Source organism: Leisingera sp. ANG-M1 (assembly GCF_000813745.1).
In the GTDB taxonomy this organism is placed as follows: domain Bacteria; phylum Pseudomonadota; class Alphaproteobacteria; order Rhodobacterales; family Rhodobacteraceae; genus Leisingera.
The window spans coordinates 87418-107366 of record NZ_JWLC01000011.1 but is presented as its reverse complement, the minus strand read 5'-3'; the positions used below and the strand labels follow the sequence as shown (position 1 = coordinate 107366).

Here is a 19949-nt window from a genome sequence, read left to right as displayed (position 1 = left end):
AGATGAAACCCGCGTTGAGACTGGAGATAATCGAAAGCCCTGCAAAGCTGGACGGGCTGCACCGGCAATTGGAGCTGCTTGCCAAATCCTGCGGTGCCGGCGTGTTCGACCGGCCCGGGTTCTTTCTGCCCTGGATGCGGGCCGCTGTCGCAAGCGGCCAGCTGCCCGCCTGCCTGTGCCTGTTCCGCGGCACGGACCTGAAAGGTTTCCTGCCGCTGTTCTTCCGGCGCGACCGCAAAGCGTTGCTGGCACGCAGAGGCGGGTTTCCGGTGTTCGGCTCTTCCCCGGCCTTTGACTTGCTCTTGTCGCCCTCGGAAGAGGAAACAGAAGCCTGCGTGCTGCTGGCCCAAGCGCTTGAGCGGAGGCGGTGGCTTGATCTGACCTTTGCCAACTTGCCGGATCACAACCGGCTGGGACACTGCCTGGGCCGGGTGTTCCGGCGGCAGGGCTGCCAGATAAGCCGCCCTCCCGGACTAAGCTACATGATGGTTGAAGGCTTCAAGGACAATGCCGAGTACCTGGCGCATCTGAAGGGCCGCCACCGGCGCAATTGGAAGCGGAAGGAACGCCACGTGCGGGAAAGCTGCCGGATCGACCTGTTCACGCATCAGGACGATTACGAGGCTTGCCTGCCAATGATGCGGGACGTGCTGAAGCATAGCTGGAAGTTTGATTCCCGCATGCAGCACATCGGCATGCGGCTTTATGAGGAGCAGGTGCTGGGCACGGCCCGGGACGGAACCTTGGGAGTCTGGTTCGCCAGCAGGGAGGGCAGGCCGCTGGCGTTCACCATTGAGCTTGCTGACGAAACCGGCCACCACCACGGTTATTTTACCGCCTACCGGCCGGAGCATTTACGGCTTGGCGCCGGGGCGGCCCTGGTCTTCATGGCGGTGCAGAATGCTCTGGAGAGGGGGAACTGCGTCTATGATCTGTGGGCAACTCGCGGTCATCTGAACCAATTGGCAACCGGCACCCGTGAAACAGCTTCTCTCTCGATTTGCCGCAAGGGGGCCGTGCCACGGCTGCGCCTGGCAATGGCAGAGCGGCTGAAGGGCATCCGGCAGGTGCTGCGCACGGCAAAACCCCGCCCGCGGACCTGAACCGCGGACGGGGCATTTTCTGCAGCCTGACAGGCGTAGGGATCAGGCCAGGATGAAGTCGCTGGACGACAGTTCGTTGTAGTTGACCCCTTGCAGCAGCAGCGAGTCGTCGCCGTAGGAGATCAGCACACCGCCTTCTTCGCCGCTCTGCTGCTGAACCCGCACCGAGTTCAGCTCGTTCGCGTCGAAGTCCATGAACACCTTGTCGTCGCCAACGGTGAAATCAAGCACCACATCATCGCCGCTGCCGGCGCCGAACACAAAGGTGTCGTTGCCCTTGCCGCCCTTCAGAGTGTCATTGCCGGAGCCGCCGTCCAGATTGTCATTGCCGTTGCCGCCCCAAAGCTTGTCGTCGCCGGACCGGCCAAAAAGCTCGTCGCCGCGGTTGCCTCCATAGACTTTGTCGTCGCCGGCACCGCCATAGACGGTATCGTGGCCGCCGCCGCCGCGGACAATGTCGTTGCCGTTCAGGCCGCGCAGCACGTCGCTGCCCTTATAGCCCTGGATGGCGTCGTTTTGGGACGTGCCGCTCAGAACATCCGCCTGACGGGTGCCAGCGATGTCATTGTATTCGGTCTCACCCGCAGGCGGAGTGGGATCCACCGGCTCGGGATCCACCGGAGCAGGGTCGACCGGGGCGGGATCAACCGGCTCGGGCTCGATCGGGTCCGGGTTGGCCGGCGGCTGGTTCGGGTTGATCTCGTTGACGTAAACCGGGTTGGCCTCGGTGCCGGTGCGGTAGATCTCCTCGGCAAACTGCAGCGAGTCCATTGGATCCACGCGGTAAAAGCTGTCGTTGGCAGTGCCCGGCTCGTCAGTGCTGATTTCGATGTTGCGCACGGCCAGGGCGGCGTCATAGTCGTTGACGTTGGCGGTCAGGCCAACCTGAACGCGGTCGATCCAGGAGTTCGACGAAGTGGTGTCGACGGTCTGGCCATTCTCGTCAACAACCTTCTCGCCGTCCAGATACAGCCGGACTTCGCCGTCGTCGCCGCGGCCCGGGCGCAGTTCCACTTTCAGCGAATACCAGCGGCCGGTCTCCAGTTCCTCCATGTCGGCCGGCCAAAGTTCCTTGATGCCGATCTTGCCGCGCTCGACGCGGATGATGCCGTCACGGACCTGGATACGGACGCCGGGGTTGTAGCCGCTGCTGGCGGAGGCGCTTTCGATGTCGGCCAGGTAGATGTGGCTGGTAGGCATCCCGTCGGGGATCATGAAATCGAACTCGGCCGTGATCAGGCCGGAATTGTCGGTGGAGTCGATGGCGGTGCTGTAGGTCGATTTGCCAACCTTGGAGCCCGCGGAACCCGCCCGCATCAGGGTGACGTTGCCGTCGTCGGAGATGTCGATCCGGCCGTCCTGCAGCTGGATGATGGTCTCTGCGTCGATGCGTTTGTAGTCCGTCTGGTACATGCCTGTTACCTCATACTTTGCACATTGCACTGTTGCGCTTCTTGTGGCCTTGAGGGCTATCAGATTGGAAGCCGCCGAAGCGGGCGGTTCCGGCGCCACAGCGGGAACCCGCCAAGCGGCACAGGCAGAGTTGGTGAAAACTTGCTGAAAATTCCCCGCAAACCAGGAGTTGAAGCCAATTAGCGTCAGGTTTCTGGCGGTCAGGGTTGAGTTGCGGCGTGTTGCGCACTGCTTTTACGTGCGTACTGGCTCGGCGGTTTCCGGCCTGCTGCAAAACGCCCCCCTGCAGAGGGTGGGAACAAAACAGGAAAAGAAGCTTCTACTGTTCCCGACTCAGTGTTTCGGGCGGAAGAAGCGCGCGGGAATCGCAGCTGCGGATGCAGGGCCGGGTTATTGGCTGGGGACTGTAAAGCCGCCGCTCAGGGCGCTCACGGCCAGCTCTGAGGCGCTGTTGCGGCTGGCCATCCGTTCCAGGTTGACGATGGTCGACAGCATGATGCGGTCATGGCTCCAGTCGCCAGGCCGCTGCAGCAGCATCGCCATGGACAGCACCAGCCCGGCCATGCCGGTGGCGACCAATGTCCAGCCCAGCGGGTTCTGCGCGCCCGGCTGCGGTGCGGTCACGGCCAGGATGCGCCGCTGCAGTGCGGCGCCGCGGCGGGTCTCACGGCGGTCGACCAGTGCCACCGCGGGGCTGCGGCGCATGAACAGGGCGGGCCCGCGCGCCGCATGGGCGCAGGCGCGGATCAGGCATTCGCAATAGGCCCGCACATCGAACTGCGGCCGCGCCATCAGCGCCTGATCGCAGGCAAACTCGCGCAGCAGCCGCACTTCGCGGCGCCACAGGTAAAAAGCGGGGTTCCAGAACAGGAGAGGGCGCAGCATCTCCAGCAGGAACTCGCATTCGATGTCGCGCTGGCGGAAGTGCTGCAATTCATGGGCCACGGTCAGGCGCAGGTCGCGCGGATCATTCAGAAGGGCGGCAGGCAGCACCACATAGCGGCGGAACAGCCCGCGGGTGGAATAGGCGACACGGATGGTGTCGGAAACCATCAACTGAACCCGGCCAATCCGTTTCCAGGTGAAAGCGGTTGCCAGGTTCTGGCGCAGCCGGAAAACGGAGACCGCCACATGCAGGCAGCAGGCCGCGGCGCCTGCAGCAAATCCAGCGGCAAGGACCTGCGCCCAAAGCGGCTGCAGGGTGGTGAGGTCCCGCACCGCGTCCTCGCGCAGGCCAAGCAGGGCTTCGAATTCCCCCGCACTCATTCGGACATTGCCCTGCAGGTACTGCGAGACCAGCAGGTCGGAGAAGTTCGGCGGATGAGCGGCAACAAAATGGGTAAAGGCGAGGATCAGTGCCGGGCAGAGGGCCAAAAGCACTGTCATCCCATTGAGCAGCCGCAGCTGCGGCTGGTAGGCGCGGCCAAGTTTGCTGCGGGCCAGCAGCTTGCGCGCCCCGATCCACAAGGTGGCACCTGCCAAGAGCAGGATATTCAGATCGATATAGGCATTCAGCAGAACATCAGTTGGCATTGTCCCCCAGCCTTTCCTCCAAGAGCGCCCGCATCTCCTCGAGCATCTCGTCGGTCACATCCTCATCATCGACCAGCCGCGCCACCAGGGCGGCGGGTGCGCCGTTGAAAAGCTTGCTCGAAAGGTTTTTCAGAGATGTTTTCTGATACTCTGCCTTGGGAACGGCGGGGCGGTAAACCAGGGAGCGGTCTTTGCGCTCGCTGGTGAGGAAGCCCTTCTGCTCCATGATCTTGAGAACCGTGGCCACCGAGGTATAGGCACGTTCCTGAGCCTTGTTCAGCTCGGCCAGGATATCGCGCACGGTGCCGCCGCCGAGGTCCCAGACCACGGTCATGAATTCCAGCTCCACTTCGGTCAGCAGGGAATTGTCCTGTTTCTTGCGCATGAGGTCGGCGGTCCGGTCCGTTTCAGGTTTCAGGCCATGCTAGGGGATGGGGGCCTATGTGAAAACTATTTTTTTAAGAGACAAGCGGCAGCGAGGCTGCTGTTGCCAAAATGCGCGCTTCCGCGCGAGTCTGTTCAGCAAGACGGGAGGTGCTATGCCGCCCTGAGGCAGGTGCTTTGGGGTAAGTCTGATATTCTGCTGAGAAGGCCTTGAAGGGCAGGTTTGCCTTCAAGGCCTATCTCGATTGTGTGTTTTTCTTGCGCGTCAAGGACAAGCCGCTGCGCGGGGCCTGCGGCCTCCTTGACCCGCAGGGTCAGCGCCAAAGATGGGCCCGCAGGCGTCAGACCTTCCAGAAACAGAAGACAGCCCAGGCGAGTGACAGGCCCAAAGGCCACCAGAGAGGCATGCCGACGAGGCCGAGCCAGGCCAGGAAGATATAGGCGGTGCCCAGCAGGCTGATGAACAAACGGTCGCCGCGGGTGGTGGTGAGGCCAAGCGCGCCTTTGCGGGCGTTGCCGCCGGGGGTGCGGATCTCGGCCAGGATCAGCACGCCGATGGCGCTGAAGATACCGATGAAGAGCAGGGCAGTGGGCCAAGTCCAGGCCATCCATGAAAACATTTAAACCCTCCCCATCGCGAAGCCCTTCGCGATGTAGTTGCGGACAAACCAGATCACGATGGCGCCCGGAATGATGGTCAAAGTGCCGGCCGCTGCCAACAGACCCAATTCATAGCCCGCGCTGGAGGCGGTCTTGGTCATGGTGGCGGCAATCGGTTTGGCGGCGACGGCGGTCAGGGTCTTGGCCAGCAAAAGCTCGACCCAGGAGAACATGAAGCAGAAGAAGGCGGCGACGCCGACGCCTGCCTTGATCGACGGCACAAAGATCGTCGCAAAGAAGCGCGGGAAGGAGTAGCCGTCGACAAAGGCGGTTTCATCCAGCTCCTTGGGCACGCCGCCCATGAAGCCTTCGAGGATCCAGACCGCAAGGGGGATGTTGAACAGGCAGTGGGCCAGCGCCACGGCGAGGTGGGTGTCGAACAGCTCCACCGCCGAGTAGAGCTGGAAGAACGGCAGGGCGAAGACCGCAGCCGGCGCCATCCGGTTGGTCAAGAGCCAGAAGAACAGCTGCTTGTCGCCGAGGAAGCGGTAGCGGCTGAAGGCATAGGCCGCGGGCAGCGCCACCGCCACCGAGACCACGGTGTTGATCGACACATAGAGGATCGAGTTGATGTAGCCCCAGTACCAGCTGGGATCGGTGAAGATGGTCTTGTAGTTGTCCAGCGTGAAGGTCTGCGGAAACAGCGAGAAGCCCGCGAGGATTTCATTGGTCGTCTTGAAGCTCATCGCCACCAGCCAGTAGATCGGCAGCATCAGGAACAGGATATAGACGACGGGGACAATAGATCGTTTCTGCACGTGATCCCTCCCTTAGTTCAGGTCGTCCTTGGTCATCAGCGTGTAGAACAGCCAGGAGACCAGGAGTGTGATTGCGAAATAGATGAGCGACATGGCGGCGGCGGGGCCGAGGTCGAACTGGCCAAGCGCGATTTTCACCAGGTCGATCGACAGTAGCGTCGTCGAGTTGCCGGGGCCGCCGCCGGTGAGCACGAAGGGCTCAGTGTAGATGTTGAAGCTGTCCATGAAGCGAAGCAGGATGGCGATGGTCAGCACCGTTTTCATCTTCGGCAGCTGGATGAACCGGAATACCGCCCAGTTGGAGGCGCCGTCGATCTTGGCCGCCTGGTAATAGGCGTCGGGGATCGACACCAGGCCGGCATAGGCCAGCAGCACCACCAGCGAGGTCCAGTGCCAGACGTCCATGGTGACAATGGTCACCCAAGCCGCAACCGGGTCCTGGGTCATGTCATAGGAGATGCCCAGCACGTGGTTCAGGAAATACCCCAGCAGCCCGATGTCGGGCAGGGTGAAGATGTTCCACATGGCGCCGACCACATTCCAGGGGATCAGCATCGGCAGCGCCATGGTGACCAGGCAGACCGGCACCCAGGGCCCCTTGCGCGGCATCGACAGCGCAATGGCGATGCCCAAAGGCACTTCGATGATCAGGATCAGGAAGGTGAACAGGAACTGGCGTCCAAGCGCGGCATGGAAGCGGTCGGAGCGCAGGATCTGCTGGAACCAGTCCAGCCCCTGCCAGAAGAACACGTTATCGCCAAAGGTCTCCTGCACCGAGTAATTGACCACCGTCATCATCGGAATGAGCGCGTTGAAGGCGACCAGCGCCAGCACCGGCAGCACAAACAGCCAGGCTTTCTGGTTTTCGGTTTTCATCAGGCCGCTCCCTGTGCTTGACTCTGAGGGTCCGCCTGGCGGAGGTTTTCGGGATGGTTTGCCGTGGCAGGGACTGTCGCCAGCCAGCCGTCCACGTAAAGCCGGGTCATGTCCTGGCGGAAGCCGAGATGCACGGCCGCGCCTTTTTCAGGCGCAGCGCCTTCGGCAACTGCATTGATGCGGCAGCCGCCGGCCTCGCATTCCACCACTATGTGGCGGCCCACGTCAGAGACTTTGGTGACCGTGGCGGGCAGGCCCTGATCCGACAGCGAGACAAACTCGGGACGAACGCCGATTTCTGTATGGCCTTCGGCGGTGCCTTGAATGGGGCCTTCCAGCGGAATGGCCTGGCCTGCAAAGACCGCGGCGCCGTGCTGCAGCTCGCAAGGCAGGATGTTCATACCGGGGGAGCCGATGAAATGGCCGACAAAGGTGTGGGCGGGGCGTTCGAACAGTTCAACTGGCGTGCCGATCTGCACCACTTCGCCCAGCTGCATCACCACCACCTGATCGGCGAATGTCAGTGCTTCGGTCTGGTCATGGGTGACGTAGATCATCGTCGCCTTCACCCGCTGGTGCAGCTCCTTCAGCTTGCTCCGCAGCTTCCACTTCAAATGCGGGTCGATCACGGTGAGCGGTTCATCGAACATCACCACGTTGACGTCCTCGCGCACCAGGCCGCGGCCCATGGAGATCTTCTGCTTGTTGTCAGGCGACAGGCCCGCCGCCTTCTGGTCCAGCATCTCTGTGACTTCGAGCATTTCGGCAATCGCCATCACCCGCTCGCGCACGGTGGCCTCGTCCCGGCCGCGGTTCCTCAGCGGGAAGGCCAGATTGTCGTAGACCGTCATGGTGTCGTAGATCACCGGGAACTGGAACACCTGGGCGATGTTGCGCTGGTCCGGGGGCAGGGCGGTCACGTCCCGGCCGTCAAACAGGATCCGGCCTTCGGAGGGGATCAGCAGCCCCGAGATGATGTTGAGCAAGGTGGATTTGCCGCAGCCGGAGGGACCGAGCAGTGCATAGGCGCCGCCGTCGGTCCAGTCGAGGTCGATTTCCTTCAACGCGTAGTCCGAGGCGGACTTCGGCGTTGAAAGATAGCTGTGGCGTAGTTTGGAGAGAGTTATTTTAGCCATTGATGCCTCACGCCGCGCGGCTGCCGTCGGGGGCAAAGAAGTATGCCTGCGCAGGGTCCATGTAGAAGTCGTGCAACTCACCCACCTGGTAGGGGTGAACGCCAGGGGCCAGCGATACCCAGCTTCCCGAGCCCATGTCGAAATGGGCAGAGCTTTCAGAGCCGGAAAGCTCGGTCACCTGCACCTGGCCCGACAGCTGCACATGGGTGCCGTTCCTGGAGAGCGGCAGCACGTGGTGCGGGCGGATGGCGATGGTGTAAGTGCCGTCGCTGAGGTTTGCGGCATCGCCGCTCAGCTCCCAGGTGACGCCTGCGCCAAGACGCGCCATGCTGCCCTGCTTGGTGATCTCGGCGGTATTAATCGGCGGGTCGGAGAACACCCGTGCCGCATCGACATTGCCGGGGTTTCGGTAGATTTCGGCGGTGGGGCCGAACTGGGTCACGCGGCCGTCGCGCATCAGCGCGGTCTTGCCGCCCAGAAGCAGCGCCTCTTCCGGTTCCGAGGTGGCGTAGACCACCACTGCGCCGCGGCCGGCAAACAGTTCGGGCAGCTGGTCGCGCAGCTCCTCGCGCAGTTTGTAGTCGAGGTTGGCGAGCGGCTCATCCAGGAACACCGCGCGGCTTTCCTTGGCAATAGCGCGGGCCAGGGCGCAGCGCTGCTGCTGGCCGCCCGACAGCTCATGCGGGCGGCGGTGCAGCATCGGCTTCAGCTGCAGAATCTCCGCAGCTTCCTCAACGCGGCCCGCGATTTCCGATTTCGCCATCCCGGCCACTTTCAGGGGTGACGCGATGTTCTCAAACACCGTCATGTGCGGGTAGTTAATGAAGAACTGATGCACCAGGCTGATGTTGCGCTTCTGGGTGCTGAGACGGCTGACATCCTCGCCATCCATCAGCACCTGGCCGCTGGCCATCGGGTCCAGTCCCGCCATCAGTTTGATCAGAGAGGTCTTTCCGGAGCCGGTGGCACCCAGGAGGACGTTGAAGTGACCGGGTTCCAGCAGCAGCGAGGTTTCCTTGATGTGCTGAATGGCGCCGACGCGCTTGGTCACGTCTATAAGTTCGAGTGCCATCTTGCTTTGACTTTCCGGCAGGCGGCCTGTTTGCGCCCTGGGTCACGGGCACGCAATCTTAGGGGGAAGAAGGCCCCGGAAGACGGGAAAGAGTCTCCGGGGCCTGTTTCAGCCCGGCCGGGCGATGGGGCAGCCTGGCCGGACCGGGAGGAGTCCTTACTGAGTTGCCCAGCGGGTCACCAGCTCGTCATAGTTGACGGTCTGGCCCTGCGGCTTCTCGTTCTCCAGTTTCGGCTTGGCGCCGCCATTGGCGAACCACCAATCTGCGTCCTTCTCCTCGTTCAGGCGCGGGCCGCAGCCGCCATAGACATTCGCCTGCTCGTCTGCACGCTGCATCCGGGCCATGGTGATGTCCATTTCCTCGGCCAGACGGTCCATCGCTTCCTGCGGGGTGAAGGCGCCCGAGTTCACGTCGCCGATCTGCTGCCACCAGATCTGCGCCAGCTTCGGGTAGTCCGGCACGTTCACACCGGTCGGCGACCATGCCACACGGTCAGGCGAGCGGTAGAACTCGACCAGGCCGCCCAGCTTGGGTGCGCGCTCGGTAAAGCTTGCGTGGTTGATCGAGCTGTCGCGGATGAAGGTCAGGCCCACGTGCGACTTCTTCACGTCGACGGTCTTGGAGACCACGAACTGGGCATAAAGCCAGGCCGCTTGCGCACGGTCCACCGGAGTGGATTTCAGGAAGGTCCAGGAGCCCACGTCCTGATAGCCGACCTTCTGGCCTTTTTCCCAGTAGGGGCCATGCGGGCTCGGCGCCATCCGCCACAGCGGAGTGCCGGTCTCGTCGACAGTGTTGTTGCCTTCGGACTGCGGCTTCACCATGTCGGCGGTAAACGCAGTGTACCAGAAAATCTGCTGCGCCACGTTGCCTTGCGCCAGTGCCGGCAGCGACTGGTAGAAGTCATAAGACGCGGCACCCGGAGGCGCGTATTTGCGCAGCCATTCGTCCCACTTGCGGATCGCATAAACCGCCGCCGGGCCGTTGGCGGCACCGCCGCGGGTCACGCTGGCGCCCTGCGGGTTGCAGGTGCCGGCTTCCATGCGGATGCCCCATTCGTCGATCGGCAGGCCGTTCGGCTCACCCTTGGAGCCGGCACCGGCCATCGACAGCCAGGCATCGGTCATCCGCCAGCCCAGGTCCGGCGCCCGCTTGCCGTAATCCATATGGCCATAGATCGCGGTGCCGTCGATTTCCTTCACCTGCTCGCTGAAGAACTCGGCGATGTCCTCATATGCGGACCAGTTGACCGGCACACCCAGGTCATAGCCATACTTTTCCTTGAACGCCGCCTGCAGGTCTTCACGGTCGAACCAGTCCTTGCGGAACCAGTAGAGGTTGGCGAACTGCTGGTCGGGCAGCTGGTACAGGTCGCCATCCGGACCGGTGGTGAACTGGGTGCCCATGAAGTCGTCCAGGTCGAGGCCCGGGTTGGTCACGTCCTTGAACTCACCTGCCATCATGTCGGTCAGGTTATAGGCCAGCTGCAGACGGGAATGGGTGCCGATCAGGTCGGAGTCATTGACATAGCCGTCATAGAGGTTCCGCTTGGTCTGCATCTGGGTCTGCACGGCCTGAACCACTTCGCCTTCGCCAAGGATCTGGTGGTTCACCTTGATGCCGGTGATTTCCTCAAACGCCTTGGTCAGCACTTCGGATTCATAACTATGCGTCGGGATGCCTTCCGACAGCACGTTGATCTCCATGCCCTTGTAGGGCTGCGCGGCCTTGATGAACCACTGCATCTCGGCCAGCTGTTCATCCTTGGTCAGCACCGACGGCTGGAATTCTTCGTCAATCCATTTCCTGGCGGCCGTCTCATCGGCATACGCCATTGATCCCGCAACCACGGCGCAAACGGCGGCTGCGGACAAAAGATACTTGCGCATCTTTCCCTCCCTGAAAGTCAATAAAGGCCAGTTGTGCATTGGCTGCATCTGACTGCCCTAGAGCTTTCATAGGTTGGAAGTTGTTGTCAAACTAATTTTTTAGTAACTGTTAATATATTGATTTTGAACATTTAATTGTTTCGTTTGCGCGTGAGGCAGGTGGTGCTGCTGCATTGCCCGGCCTTGTGACGCAGCGGAATTTTTACGGTTTCAGGGCGCAAGAAAGCGGTCGCCGCGCTTGCGCTTTGCAGCTAAGGAGGCGGGCATGACAGCTGAAAACACATTCGAGATCTTCCTGACCGCGCCGCCGGGGCTGGAGCCGGCGCTGCTGGCTGAAGCCAAAGAACTGGGTTTTGCCGCCCCCAAGGCGGTGCCTGGCGGGGTCACGGTGCAGGGCAATTGGTCCGAGGTCTGGCGCGCCAATCTCTCCTTGCGCGGTGCAGCCCGGGTGCTGGCCCGGATCGGCGAGTTCCGCGCCTTCCATCTGGCGCAGCTCGACAAGCGGTCGCGCAAGTTCCCCTGGGGTGATGTGCTGCGCCCGGATGTGCCGGTGAAGGTCGAGGTTGCCACCAACAAGAAGTCCAAGATCTACCACGCCGGCGCTGCCGCTCAGCGGGTGGAAAAGGCGATCGCCGAGACCCTCGGCGCGCCGGTCACCAAGGACGCGGAGCTGACGGTGAAGCTGCGCATCGAGGACAACCTCTGCGTCTTCAGCGTCGATACCTCCGGCGAGGGTCTGCACAAGCGCGGCCACAAATCCGCCGTCGGCAAGGCGCCGATGCGCGAGAACCTGACAGCCCTGTTCCTGCGCGAATGCGGCTTTGACGGGACTGAGCCGGTGGTGGACCCTATGTGCGGCTCCGGCACTTTTGTGATCGAGGCCGCCGAGATCGCCAAAGGTCTGCTGCCCGGCCGCAGCCGCAGCTTTGCCTTTGAAAAGCTGGCCACTTTTGACGCCGCTGCTTGGGAAGGCATGAAACAGCAGGGGGAACCACGCGAAACGGATCTGCTGTTCCACGGCTCCGACCGCAACGCAGGCGCGGCGGAGATGTCCGCCGCCAACGCAGACCGCGCTGGCGTGGCGGAGAACACCCGCTTTGCCCAGGCCGCGGTCAGTGATCTGCAGAGCCCGGACGGCCGGCCGGGCCTGGTGATCGTCAACCCGCCCTACGGCGCCCGGATCGGCAACAAGAAACTGCTCTACGCCCTCTACGGCGCCTTGGGGCAGGTGCTGATGGAGCGGTTCTCCGGCTGGCGCGTGGGGATCGTCACTTCGGAAACCTCCCTGGCCAAGGCCACCAACCTGCCGTTTCTGCCCTTTGGCGCCCCGGTCGCCCATGGCGGCCTGAAAATCCGCATGTTCAAAACGGATCCGCTGCCCTGAGGCAGCGGACCAGCGGTCACTCGGCAGGCATCAATTCGGGCACCGCGGCCGCTTCTTGACACCCGGCAGCGCTCATCCGGATATGGCAGTGGATGACATGCCCGTCCGCCAATTCCTGCGCGGGCGGCACCATTGTATCACAGATAGACCCGATCCGTTTGGCGCAGCGGCGCTGGAACGGGCAGCCGGTGGCCGGCGGGGCTTTTTCGCTCATGTCATTGGCCAGGAGGGTAGGGGCGGTATCCGGATCGGGCTCCAGCACCGCGCCCATCAGCGTCTGAGTGTAGGGGTGATAGGGCGGCGCATAGACCTGCTCCGCCGGGCCGCTCTCGCAAATCCGCCCCTGGTACAGGACCGCCACCCGGTCCGAGACAGCGCGCACCACCGCCAGATCGTGGCTGACGAAGATATAGGAGGACCCGTTCTCCCTTTGCAGCCGCGTCAGCAGCGCCAGTGCCGCTGCTTGAACCGAAACATCCAGCGCGCTGGTCACCTCATCGCAGAGCGTGACCTCGGGATTGGCGGCAAAGGCCCGGGCCACCCCGACCCGCTGCTTCTCGCCCCCTGACAACTGTCCAGGAAAGTGCGACATATAGCGCGCAGGCAAGCGCACGGCCTCCAAGAGCGCCTCGGCCCGCGCCTGCGCCTCCGCGCCTTTGAGGCCGAAGTACAGCTTTAGCGGCGCCATCAGGATCTCGCCGATGCTCTGGCGCGGATTGAGTGAGGCGTCGGCGTTCTGAAAGATCATCTGCACCCGGCGCAGCGTCTCGCGGTTGCGGCCCGCCACCGGCGCATTCAGGCTCTCTCCATCGCCCAAGGTCACCGAACCCTTGCGGGTGCCCGCGAGGCCGGCAATGGCGCGCAGGATGGTGGATTTGCCCGAACCCGATTCACCGACCAGCCCCAGCGTCTCGCCTTTCTTCAGCACGAAGCCAGCACGATCCACGGTGGGGGCGGGCTCCGGCTTCTTCAGCCAGCGGTTCATGAAGCCGGGCTTGTGATAGCTGATGGCGACATCCTGCAGCTCCAGCGCGCGCGCCTCCCGCACTTGCGGTTCGCGCAGGGTGCTGAGATGATCCGGCGCCGGTTCACCTGCAAAGGGGCAGCGCACCTGACATTCGCCGCGGGGCTCCAGCACTGGCACACCGTCCTTGCAATGCGGCCGCACCTGCGGGCAGCGGTCCGCAAAGGCGCAGGCGGTCAGCTCTGAACCGACGGCAGGCGGCACGCCGGGCATCGAGGCGGGAATGCCCGGCTCGCCCAGCCGCGGGATCGAGGCCAGAAGCCCCCGGGTATAGGGATGGTTCGGCGCCCGCAGCACGTCCCGCGTCGGGCCTTCCTCGACCAGCATGCCGGCATACATCACCGCCACCCGGTCGGCGACGCGGGCAATCACGCCCAGGTCGTGGCTCACATAGATCATCGCCACCCCCAGTTCCTTGGCAAGGCTGCGCAGGAACTCCAGGATATGGGCCTGGGTGGTCACATCCAGGCCGGTGGTCGGCTCATCCAGCAGCAGCGCCTTGGCGTTGCCTGCCAACGCCATGGCGACAGCAGCGCGCTGCTGCTGGCCGCCCGATAGCTCATGCGGATAGCGTTCGGCGATGTCCTCAGGGCTGGGCAGGCGTACCCGGTTCAACAGCTCCAGCACTTTGATCTTGCGCTCATCGGCGTTCAGCGCCGTGTGCAGCCGCAGCGCCTCGTCGATCTGCTGGCCGATCTTCAGCGTCGGCGTCAGCGCCTGGCCCGCGTTCTGCGGGATCAGCGCAATGGACGAGCCGCGCAAGCTTGTCCGCTCTTTCTCAGGCAGGGCAAACATGTCGTTGCCGTCAAACACCGCCCGCCCGCGGAACACCGAGAGGCCGGGTTTCAGGTAGCCCATCATCGCCAGCGCCACGGTGGATTTGCCGGAGCCGCTCTCGCCGACGATGCCCAGGGTTTCGCCCGGCGCCAGCTCCAGCGAAAGGCCGCGCAGGATCGGCGCCTGGCGGCCGTCCTTGGCGGTGAACCCCAGGGACAGGTCTTCGATCTTGATCAATGGTTCGGTCATGGTGTTTCCTCCACACGGCCCCTCAGACGGCGACAGCGGTTGCGCGGTCCAGGCCCAGGGCTTTGCCCACGGCGTCCGCCAGCAGGTTGATCCCGATAATCAGCGAGCTCAGCGCGACGCAGGGCCAGAACACGCCCCAGGGTGCGGTGCTCAGCAGCCCGCGCTCCTGCGCCACCATCAGGCCCCAGTCGGGCGTCGGCGGGGTTGCCCCGAAGCCAAGGAACGACAGCGAGGAGAAGGCCAGCAGCATCCAGCTCCAGCGCATCGCACCCTCAACCAGTAGGATGTCCGAGAGGTTCGGGAACATCTCACGCGTCAGGATTGGCCACAGGGCCTCGCCCCGTGCCTTGGCGGCGGTGACAAAGTCGCGGGCGGATACCTGCATCGCCGCACCGCGCACCACCCGCAGCACGGCGACGCCATAGAAAAAGCCCAAATTCGGGATGATGGTCAGCGGCCCGGCACCGCCGATCGAGATGATCAGCAAGAGGAACAGCAGCCACGGCATCGACAGGAAGGCATCGACGATACGCATGGAGTATTCATCCACCCGGCCGCCCACGGTGCCAAAGAAGATGCCGGCAAAACCGCCCCAGAGGGTGGCGATCACAGCGGCAGTGAAGGTCACCGCAATCGCCAACCGCCCGCCATGGACCACGCGCGAAAACACGTCGCGGCCCAGCGTGTCGGTGCCCATGAGGTGGGTGGCATTGGGCGCTAGCAGGATCGCGTCGGCGTTCTGTGCGGTCGGGTCGAACGGCGCAATCCAGGGCGCCAGCACCGCCAGCGCCAGGTGAAACAGGGTGAGGCCGAGGCCAAGCGCGCCGGAAGGTTTCGAGGCGATGGTTGCAAGCAGTTTCAGCATATCAGTGCCCTTTCCGGCGCAGCCGCGGGTCCAGGGCGAGTGCGGTAAGGTCTGCCAGCAGATTCACCCCCACATAAATGACGGAAAAGATCAGCGCGATGGCCTGCACCATCGGCAGGTCGCGGTCATAGATCGCCTGGATCATCAGCGTGCCAAGCCCCGGGTAGTTGAAGACTTTCTCGACCACCACCACACCGGCCAGCAGCCAGGCGATGGTCAGCGCGATCACATTCAGCGCCGGGATCATCGCGTTCGGCACCACGTGCTTCCAGATGATCTGGCGCTCCGGCACGCCCTTGAGCCGCGCCATCTGCACATAGTCGGACGCCATCACGTCAATCACCGAGGCCCGCATCATCCGCATGATATGGGCGATCAGCACCGCGCTCAGCACAATGACCGGCAGCACGATGTTGGGCAGCATCTGCAGGAAACCGGCGCCAGGGGAGACGATCGTCACAGCCGGGAACCACTGCAGCGAGATGGCGAAAACATAGATCAGCGCGGTGGCGGTCACGAACTCAGGGACTGTCATCGCAAGCATTGCGGCGCCGGACAGCGACAGGTCCAAAGGCCTGTCCCGCCTGACCCCGGCAGCGATGCCCAGGAAGATAGCGAAGGGAATGGCCAGCAGTGCCGCCAGCCCGCCCAGCAGGGCGGTGTTGCGGAAGCGTTCCCAGATCAGTTCGTTGATCGGTTTGCGCTTCTTCAGTGAATAGCCGAAATCGCCTTGCGCAGCCCCGGCGACCCAATCGCCGTAACGGGCCAGGGCGGAACGGTCCAGCCCCTGCTGCTCAATGCAGCGCTCCAGCCGAGGGCCCTGGGCAAACCGCTGCAGGAAGGAGGTGCAGACATTGCCGGGCAGCGCCTCGACAGCGGCGAACATGACAATCGACACAAAACCGATGGTGAAGGCCGCAAAGCCGAAGCGGCGCAGGATCAGGGATGGCATTGGCTGGCCCTTTCCGGAAAAGAAAGCGGCGCGGCCTGCAGATCGTGGGGGGCAGGCCGCGCCAGTTTGAAAGGGGGAGACGCCCCTTTGATTATCGCTTAGGAGCCGGAGCCGGCCTTAACCACGTCCTCATAGCGGATCGAGAAGTCCTCGACTGCTTCGATGCCCGACAGCTTGGAGCTGAAGGCGCGGACAGTGTTCAGGTGGACCGGAATGAAGGAGCCGCCGGTTTCCCACAGTTCTTTCTGCAGCTCACCGTAGAGGGCCTTGCGCTTGTCAAAGTCCAGCTCGGCGCGGGCCGCGTCCAGCTTGGCGTCGAAGTCGCCGCTGTTCCAGGCGGTCTCGTTCCAGGCCGCGGTGGAGCGGTAGGCCTCATTGAGGATCTGATCCGCCGGGCGCTGCGACCAGCCGGTGGCAAAGAAGGCTTCCTTCATCCACACGTCGCCCCAGTAGCCGTCGGAGGGCGCCGGAACCAGCTCGATCTTGATGCCTGCGTCCTTGGCTTGGTTCTGCAGAACCTCGGCCATCTTCACCGCACCTTCGGAAATGTCGGAGACGAACAGCTCAACGGTCAGGCCTTCAGCGTAACCGGCCTCGGCCAGCAGCGCCTTAGCGCCTTCGATGTCGCGGGCACAGTCGATCTCGGTACGGTACTGGTCGCCGGACCAGACCGGGTGGTCGCAGGAGGTAATATAGCCGTCCTTGCCATAGACCAGCTTGCCCAGGGCGTCGCGGTCAGCCGACATGCGGATCGCTTTGCGCACGCGCGGGTCGTTGAAAGGCTCGGTTTGGGTGTTCATCACCAGGCCAACCCAGCGGCCGGTGGGAACCGACTGCACGGTGAAGTTGGGGTTGCCCTCAAACAGCGGAACCTGCTCGGCCGACAGCGCATAGATAAAGTCGATCTGACCGGCCTGCAGCGCCGCCACACGGGCGTCCTGATCCGCAATCGCGATCAGCTCCATGTTTTCGGTGCCAACTGTGCCGCCATAGTAGTTGCCGAAACGCTTGAGCGTCGTGGTGCCCAGCGGGTCGTAATCCACCAGCTGGAACGGGCCGGTGCCTATGCCGCTTTCGCACAGCGCGTCCAGGTCGCCATTGCAGGTCTCGGCGTCGAGCATCTTGATGCGGTAGTCCATCACCAGCAGCGGGAAGTCGGCGTGGGTCTGTTTCAGCACCACCTTGGCGGTCAGCTCATCCACCACTTCGACGTGGTCGATCACTTCCATCACGCCTTTGGTCGGGCTGTCGATGGTCTCGGACTGGGTGCGCATCAGCGAAAACGCAACATCCTCGGCGGTGAAAGCATTGCCGTTGTGGAAGGTCACGCCCGGGCGCAGCTTGAAGGTCCACTCCTTGGCGTCCGGGGTGGCCGACCATTCCAGCGCCAGATCGGCGGAGGGGCGGCCGTCCTCGCCCTGGCGGACCAGGCGGGAATAGACGTTCTGGATCGCTTCATAGAAGCGCTGCGGCGAGATCGGGTCGATCGATTCCGAGCCGCCATAGCCCAGCTCATGCGGGATGCGCAGGGTTTCGGCGGTGGCGGCAGAGCTGGCCATGGCGATGGCAGCGGTAAGCAAAAGCGGCTTTTTCATGGGTCTACCTTGGGGCGTGGCCCGCTGGAATAAGTGGTGGCGTGATTGCCTGCCGCAGGGGATTGCCGGAAGCGGTGACAGATTTGTGACGGGGCAGGGGGGCTTCAGGTGCGCCGGCAGCAGGCAGCGCCTCAAGCCCCTTGTTTTCAAGGCGTTGCGCAGTTCGGCGCTGCTAAGGCCTTCAATAAATTCACAAAAGCTTCACACTCACCCCCTGTCAAAACGGGGTTTGGCGCGGGTATTTTCATCGCTAGATGCGAAATTATTAATGGGACGGCCCGCGGTGTGGAGTGACTCGAATCTCAATCTATCGTGGCTGGCTGCCTTTGACGCTGCCGCCCGGCACCGGAACTTCACCAAGGCGGCCGAGGAACTGCAGCTGACCCAAGGCGCGATCTCGATCCAGATCCGCAAGCTGGAGCAGGCGCTGGATGCGGCGCTGTTCGAACGCCGCGGCCGCCATGTGGTGCTGACCGACGAAGGCCTGGCCTATCACCCGCATGTGGCCGACGCCTTGCAGGCGCTGTCGGTCTCCACCTCGCGGCTGTTCACCGGCTCGCGCCGCAATGTGGTCAGCATCGGCTGCTATTCTCCCACCTTCGCCAGCCTTTGGGTAATGCCGCGGCTGCGGCGGCTGATGGCGGATATCCCCGAGGCCGAGATCAGCCTCACCATCGACTACCAGGCCAGCGGCAGCCGCAGCGGGCGGGATGATCTGGTGTTCACCTACGAGCAGGCCGCCAGCTCCGCCTTCCTGCCTTTTGTGCGCGAAAGCCTGCAGGCTGTCTGCGCGCCAGCCTACCTTGCCGAATACGGTGAAAACTGGGGCCGCGGCGTGCTGATCGAGACTGCTGGGCCCCGCGGCACCTGGCCCGCCTGGCGCGCCGCCACCGGCGGCCAGATGCGGCTGGACGGGCGGGTACTGCAGGTGAACTCTATGGCCGCCGCCCTGGACTTGGCCCGCACCGGGGCCGGTGCCGCGCTGGTGGCGCATCCCTTTGCCAATGCAGCAATCAAGGCAGGCGAACTGCAGGAAATCCAGCCGGGAAAGCGGCTGCCGGGCAAGTTCCACGGGCTGCAAGCAAGTGCTCTGGAAGCCGCGCGGCCGCTTACCAAACGGGTGGCGGCCTGGCTGCTGCAGGAGGCGGGAAAGATCGTGCCGGACTACTTGCTGCGGAAATGAAAAGAGAGGGCACCCGCAGGCGCCCTCTTTGGTGTTCACAGAACCGCTTGAGCTCAGGCGAGGTCGTAGATCTCGCCGGTGCCGCCGCTGGCGCCGGTGCCGGGCATGGTGCCGCCCACCGGCTGGTTCATCAGCGCCATGATGTCCTCGGTGCCGGGCTCTGAGCTGCCGCTGAACTGGTCCGCCAGATTGGCGTCATACCAGTTGCTGAGCCCGTCTCCGGTCACCCCGCCATTGGCATAGCCTGTACCGGTGCTGGCCGCCGCCGCCGGATCATAGCCGCCCTCCAGAACCTCTTGCGAGCCGTCCGGATTGCTCACCACCAGCGACATGCTGCTGAGGTCGATATCCTCGAGCGACAGCCCGGCATCGGACCACAGAGTGAAGTTGGCAGCGTTGACGGTGCCGTCAGTGCTGTCCGGCACCTGGCCGAATTGCACCATCGCGTCAAAGTTTTCCGGCACTGTGGCGCCGTCGTCTAGCTGGTTGACTGCATTTGCATTGGCCTCATGGCCAGTGACCGGCAAAGCGTTCTCATCCGGGAAGAAGTTCAGCCCATCGAGCTTGGCTTCATTCGCGAAGTTGAAGAACACCCCGTCGATATCTGCGACCTCGCCGTCAAAGGAGGTGGGCTGCAGCTTGATGAACAGCTGGTTTTCCGGGGTCTGCAGGACTTCGACAGTGACGCTCGGATCGCCGTTGCCGCCGATCTCGAAGAAGACCGAAGTCTTGTCGCCGCCGGTATTGCCGCCGTCGCCGCCGGTCCCTTTGGTGCCGCCAGTGCCTTTGGTTCCACCGGAACCCTTTGTGCCGCCGGAGCCCTTGGTGCCGCCGCTGCCTTTGGTGCCGCCGGTCCCGGAACCGCCAGTGCCGGAGCCCCGGGTGCCGGTGCCGCAGCCATGGGTTCCGCCGGAGCCGCCAGACCCGCGGGTGCCTCCGGAACCGCCAGAACCGCGCGTGCCGCCAGAGCCGTCGTTCCAGTCATCCTCTTCGCGGTACCACCAATGCTTCTTGCCGTGATGGCCCTTGGTTCCGCAGCCCTTGGTTCCACCCGAACCCCTGGTGCCGCCGGAGCCCTTGGTGCCGCCGGATCCC

Annotated in this window: 16 protein-coding genes and 1 pseudogene; 3 read left to right on the top strand and 14 right to left on the bottom strand. The window is 63.5% G+C overall.

What is annotated here, in order from left to right:
- Positions 1-2: 2 nt before the first annotated feature.
- Complete coding sequence (locus tag RA19_RS10190; RefSeq protein ID WP_082020509.1) at positions 3-1103, top strand: GNAT family N-acetyltransferase; 1101 nt, start codon at positions 3-5, stop codon at positions 1101-1103.
- Positions 1104-1145: 42 nt separating this feature from the next.
- On the opposite strand, the gene RA19_RS25750 is transcribed toward RA19_RS10190, so the two are convergent.
- The 9 genes from RA19_RS25750 to RA19_RS10145 form a co-directional block, all read right to left on the bottom strand.
- Positions 1146-2516 (bottom strand): heparin lyase I family protein, encoded by a 1371-nt coding sequence (locus tag RA19_RS25750; protein ID WP_052261743.1) that lies wholly within the window; start codon positions 2514-2516, stop codon positions 1146-1148.
- 390 nt (positions 2517-2906) lie between these two features.
- The gene (locus tag RA19_RS10180; protein WP_039162178.1) at positions 2907-4049 is read right to left on the bottom strand and encodes a M56 family metallopeptidase; all 1143 of its coding nucleotides are present in this window, start codon (positions 4047-4049) and stop codon (positions 2907-2909) included.
- Positions 4039-4434 (bottom strand): BlaI/MecI/CopY family transcriptional regulator, encoded by a 396-nt coding sequence (locus tag RA19_RS10175; RefSeq protein WP_039162177.1) that lies wholly within the window; start codon positions 4432-4434, stop codon positions 4039-4041. The genes RA19_RS10180 and RA19_RS10175 overlap by 11 nt, the downstream gene beginning before the upstream one ends.
- A gap of 340 nt (positions 4435-4774) precedes the next feature.
- Positions 4775-5053, bottom strand: coding sequence for a DUF2160 domain-containing protein (locus tag RA19_RS10170; protein ID WP_039162176.1), 279 nt, complete (start codon positions 5051-5053; stop codon positions 4775-4777).
- Positions 5054-5851 carry a carbohydrate ABC transporter permease gene (locus RA19_RS10165; protein WP_039162175.1) on the bottom strand — a complete coding sequence of 266 codons (798 nt, stop codon included), beginning with the start codon at positions 5849-5851 and terminating at the stop codon, positions 5054-5056.
- A 12-nt stretch (positions 5852-5863) separates the two neighbouring features.
- Complete coding sequence (locus RA19_RS10160; protein ID WP_039162173.1) at positions 5864-6727, bottom strand: carbohydrate ABC transporter permease; 864 nt, start codon at positions 6725-6727, stop codon at positions 5864-5866.
- A complete protein-coding gene (locus RA19_RS10155; protein ID WP_052261742.1) occupies positions 6727-7863 on the bottom strand; it encodes an ABC transporter ATP-binding protein in 1137 nt (378 codons plus the stop codon). Before RA19_RS10155 ends, RA19_RS10160 begins: the two co-directional genes overlap by 1 nt.
- A gap of 7 nt (positions 7864-7870) precedes the next feature.
- Entirely contained in the window at positions 7871-8935 is a 1065-nt protein-coding gene (locus tag RA19_RS10150; protein ID WP_039162172.1) for an ABC transporter ATP-binding protein, read from the bottom strand.
- Between the two features lie 156 nt (positions 8936-9091).
- Positions 9092-10825 (bottom strand): ABC transporter substrate-binding protein, encoded by a 1734-nt coding sequence (locus RA19_RS10145; protein ID WP_039162171.1) that lies wholly within the window; start codon positions 10823-10825, stop codon positions 9092-9094.
- Positions 10826-11090: 265 nt separating this feature from the next.
- Between RA19_RS10145 and RA19_RS10140 the strand changes: the two genes are divergently transcribed.
- Complete coding sequence (locus tag RA19_RS10140; protein WP_039162170.1) at positions 11091-12209, top strand: THUMP domain-containing class I SAM-dependent RNA methyltransferase; 1119 nt, start codon at positions 11091-11093, stop codon at positions 12207-12209.
- A 16-nt stretch (positions 12210-12225) separates the two neighbouring features.
- Here the strand turns inward: RA19_RS10140 and RA19_RS10135 are convergent, their stop codons facing one another.
- The 4 genes from RA19_RS10135 to RA19_RS10120 form a co-directional block, all read right to left on the bottom strand.
- Complete coding sequence (locus RA19_RS10135; protein ID WP_039162169.1) at positions 12226-14259, bottom strand: dipeptide ABC transporter ATP-binding protein; 2034 nt, start codon at positions 14257-14259, stop codon at positions 12226-12228.
- 22 nt (positions 14260-14281) lie between these two features.
- Complete coding sequence (locus tag RA19_RS10130) at positions 14282-15124, bottom strand: ABC transporter permease (protein WP_039162168.1); 843 nt, start codon at positions 15122-15124, stop codon at positions 14282-14284.
- A gap of 1 nt (position 15125) precedes the next feature.
- Positions 15126-16076: an ABC transporter permease gene (locus tag RA19_RS10125; RefSeq protein WP_039162167.1), complete on the bottom strand. Its 951-nt coding sequence runs from the start codon at positions 16074-16076 to the stop codon at positions 15126-15128.
- Positions 16077-16174: 98 nt separating this feature from the next.
- Positions 16175-17671, bottom strand: coding sequence for an ABC transporter substrate-binding protein (locus tag RA19_RS10120; RefSeq protein ID WP_039162166.1), 1497 nt, complete (start codon positions 17669-17671; stop codon positions 16175-16177).
- Positions 17672-17939: 268 nt separating this feature from the next.
- Here RA19_RS10120 and RA19_RS10115 point away from each other — a divergent pair, with 268 nt between their 5' ends.
- Positions 17940-18854, top strand: coding sequence for a LysR family transcriptional regulator (locus RA19_RS10115; RefSeq protein WP_039162165.1), 915 nt, complete (start codon positions 17940-17942; stop codon positions 18852-18854).
- A gap of 53 nt (positions 18855-18907) precedes the next feature.
- On the opposite strand, the pseudogene RA19_RS26975 reads toward RA19_RS10115, so the two are convergent.
- Positions 18908-19949: pseudogene (locus RA19_RS26975) on the bottom strand (hypothetical protein); the annotation flags it as partial.

Coding starts and splice junctions, on each gene's coding strand:
- RA19_RS10190 (WP_082020509.1), top strand. CDS start 3: ATGAAACCCGCGTTGAGACTGGAGATAATCGAAAGCCCTGCAAAGCTG.
- RA19_RS25750 (WP_052261743.1), bottom strand. CDS start 2,516: ATGTACCAGACGGACTACAAACGCATCGACGCAGAGACCATCATCCAG.
- RA19_RS10180 (WP_039162178.1), bottom strand. CDS start 4,049: ATGCCAACTGATGTTCTGCTGAATGCCTATATCGATCTGAATATCCTG.
- RA19_RS10175 (WP_039162177.1), bottom strand. CDS start 4,434: ATGCGCAAGAAACAGGACAATTCCCTGCTGACCGAAGTGGAGCTGGAA.
- RA19_RS10170 (WP_039162176.1), bottom strand. CDS start 5,053: ATGTTTTCATGGATGGCCTGGACTTGGCCCACTGCCCTGCTCTTCATC.
- RA19_RS10160 (WP_039162173.1), bottom strand. CDS start 6,727: ATGAAAACCGAAAACCAGAAAGCCTGGCTGTTTGTGCTGCCGGTGCTG.
- RA19_RS10155 (WP_052261742.1), bottom strand. CDS start 7,863: ATGGCTAAAATAACTCTCTCCAAACTACGCCACAGCTATCTTTCAACG.
- RA19_RS10150 (WP_039162172.1), bottom strand. CDS start 8,935: ATGGCACTCGAACTTATAGACGTGACCAAGCGCGTCGGCGCCATTCAG.
- RA19_RS10145 (WP_039162171.1), bottom strand. CDS start 10,825: ATGCGCAAGTATCTTTTGTCCGCAGCCGCCGTTTGCGCCGTGGTTGCG.
- RA19_RS10140 (WP_039162170.1), top strand. CDS start 11,091: ATGACAGCTGAAAACACATTCGAGATCTTCCTGACCGCGCCGCCGGGG.
- RA19_RS10135 (WP_039162169.1), bottom strand. CDS start 14,259: ATGACCGAACCATTGATCAAGATCGAAGACCTGTCCCTGGGGTTCACC.
- RA19_RS10130 (WP_039162168.1), bottom strand. CDS start 15,124: ATGCTGAAACTGCTTGCAACCATCGCCTCGAAACCTTCCGGCGCGCTT.
- RA19_RS10125 (WP_039162167.1), bottom strand. CDS start 16,076: ATGCCATCCCTGATCCTGCGCCGCTTCGGCTTTGCGGCCTTCACCATC.
- RA19_RS10120 (WP_039162166.1), bottom strand. CDS start 17,671: ATGAAAAAGCCGCTTTTGCTTACCGCTGCCATCGCCATGGCCAGCTCT.
- RA19_RS10115 (WP_039162165.1), top strand. CDS start 17,940: ATGGGACGGCCCGCGGTGTGGAGTGACTCGAATCTCAATCTATCGTGG.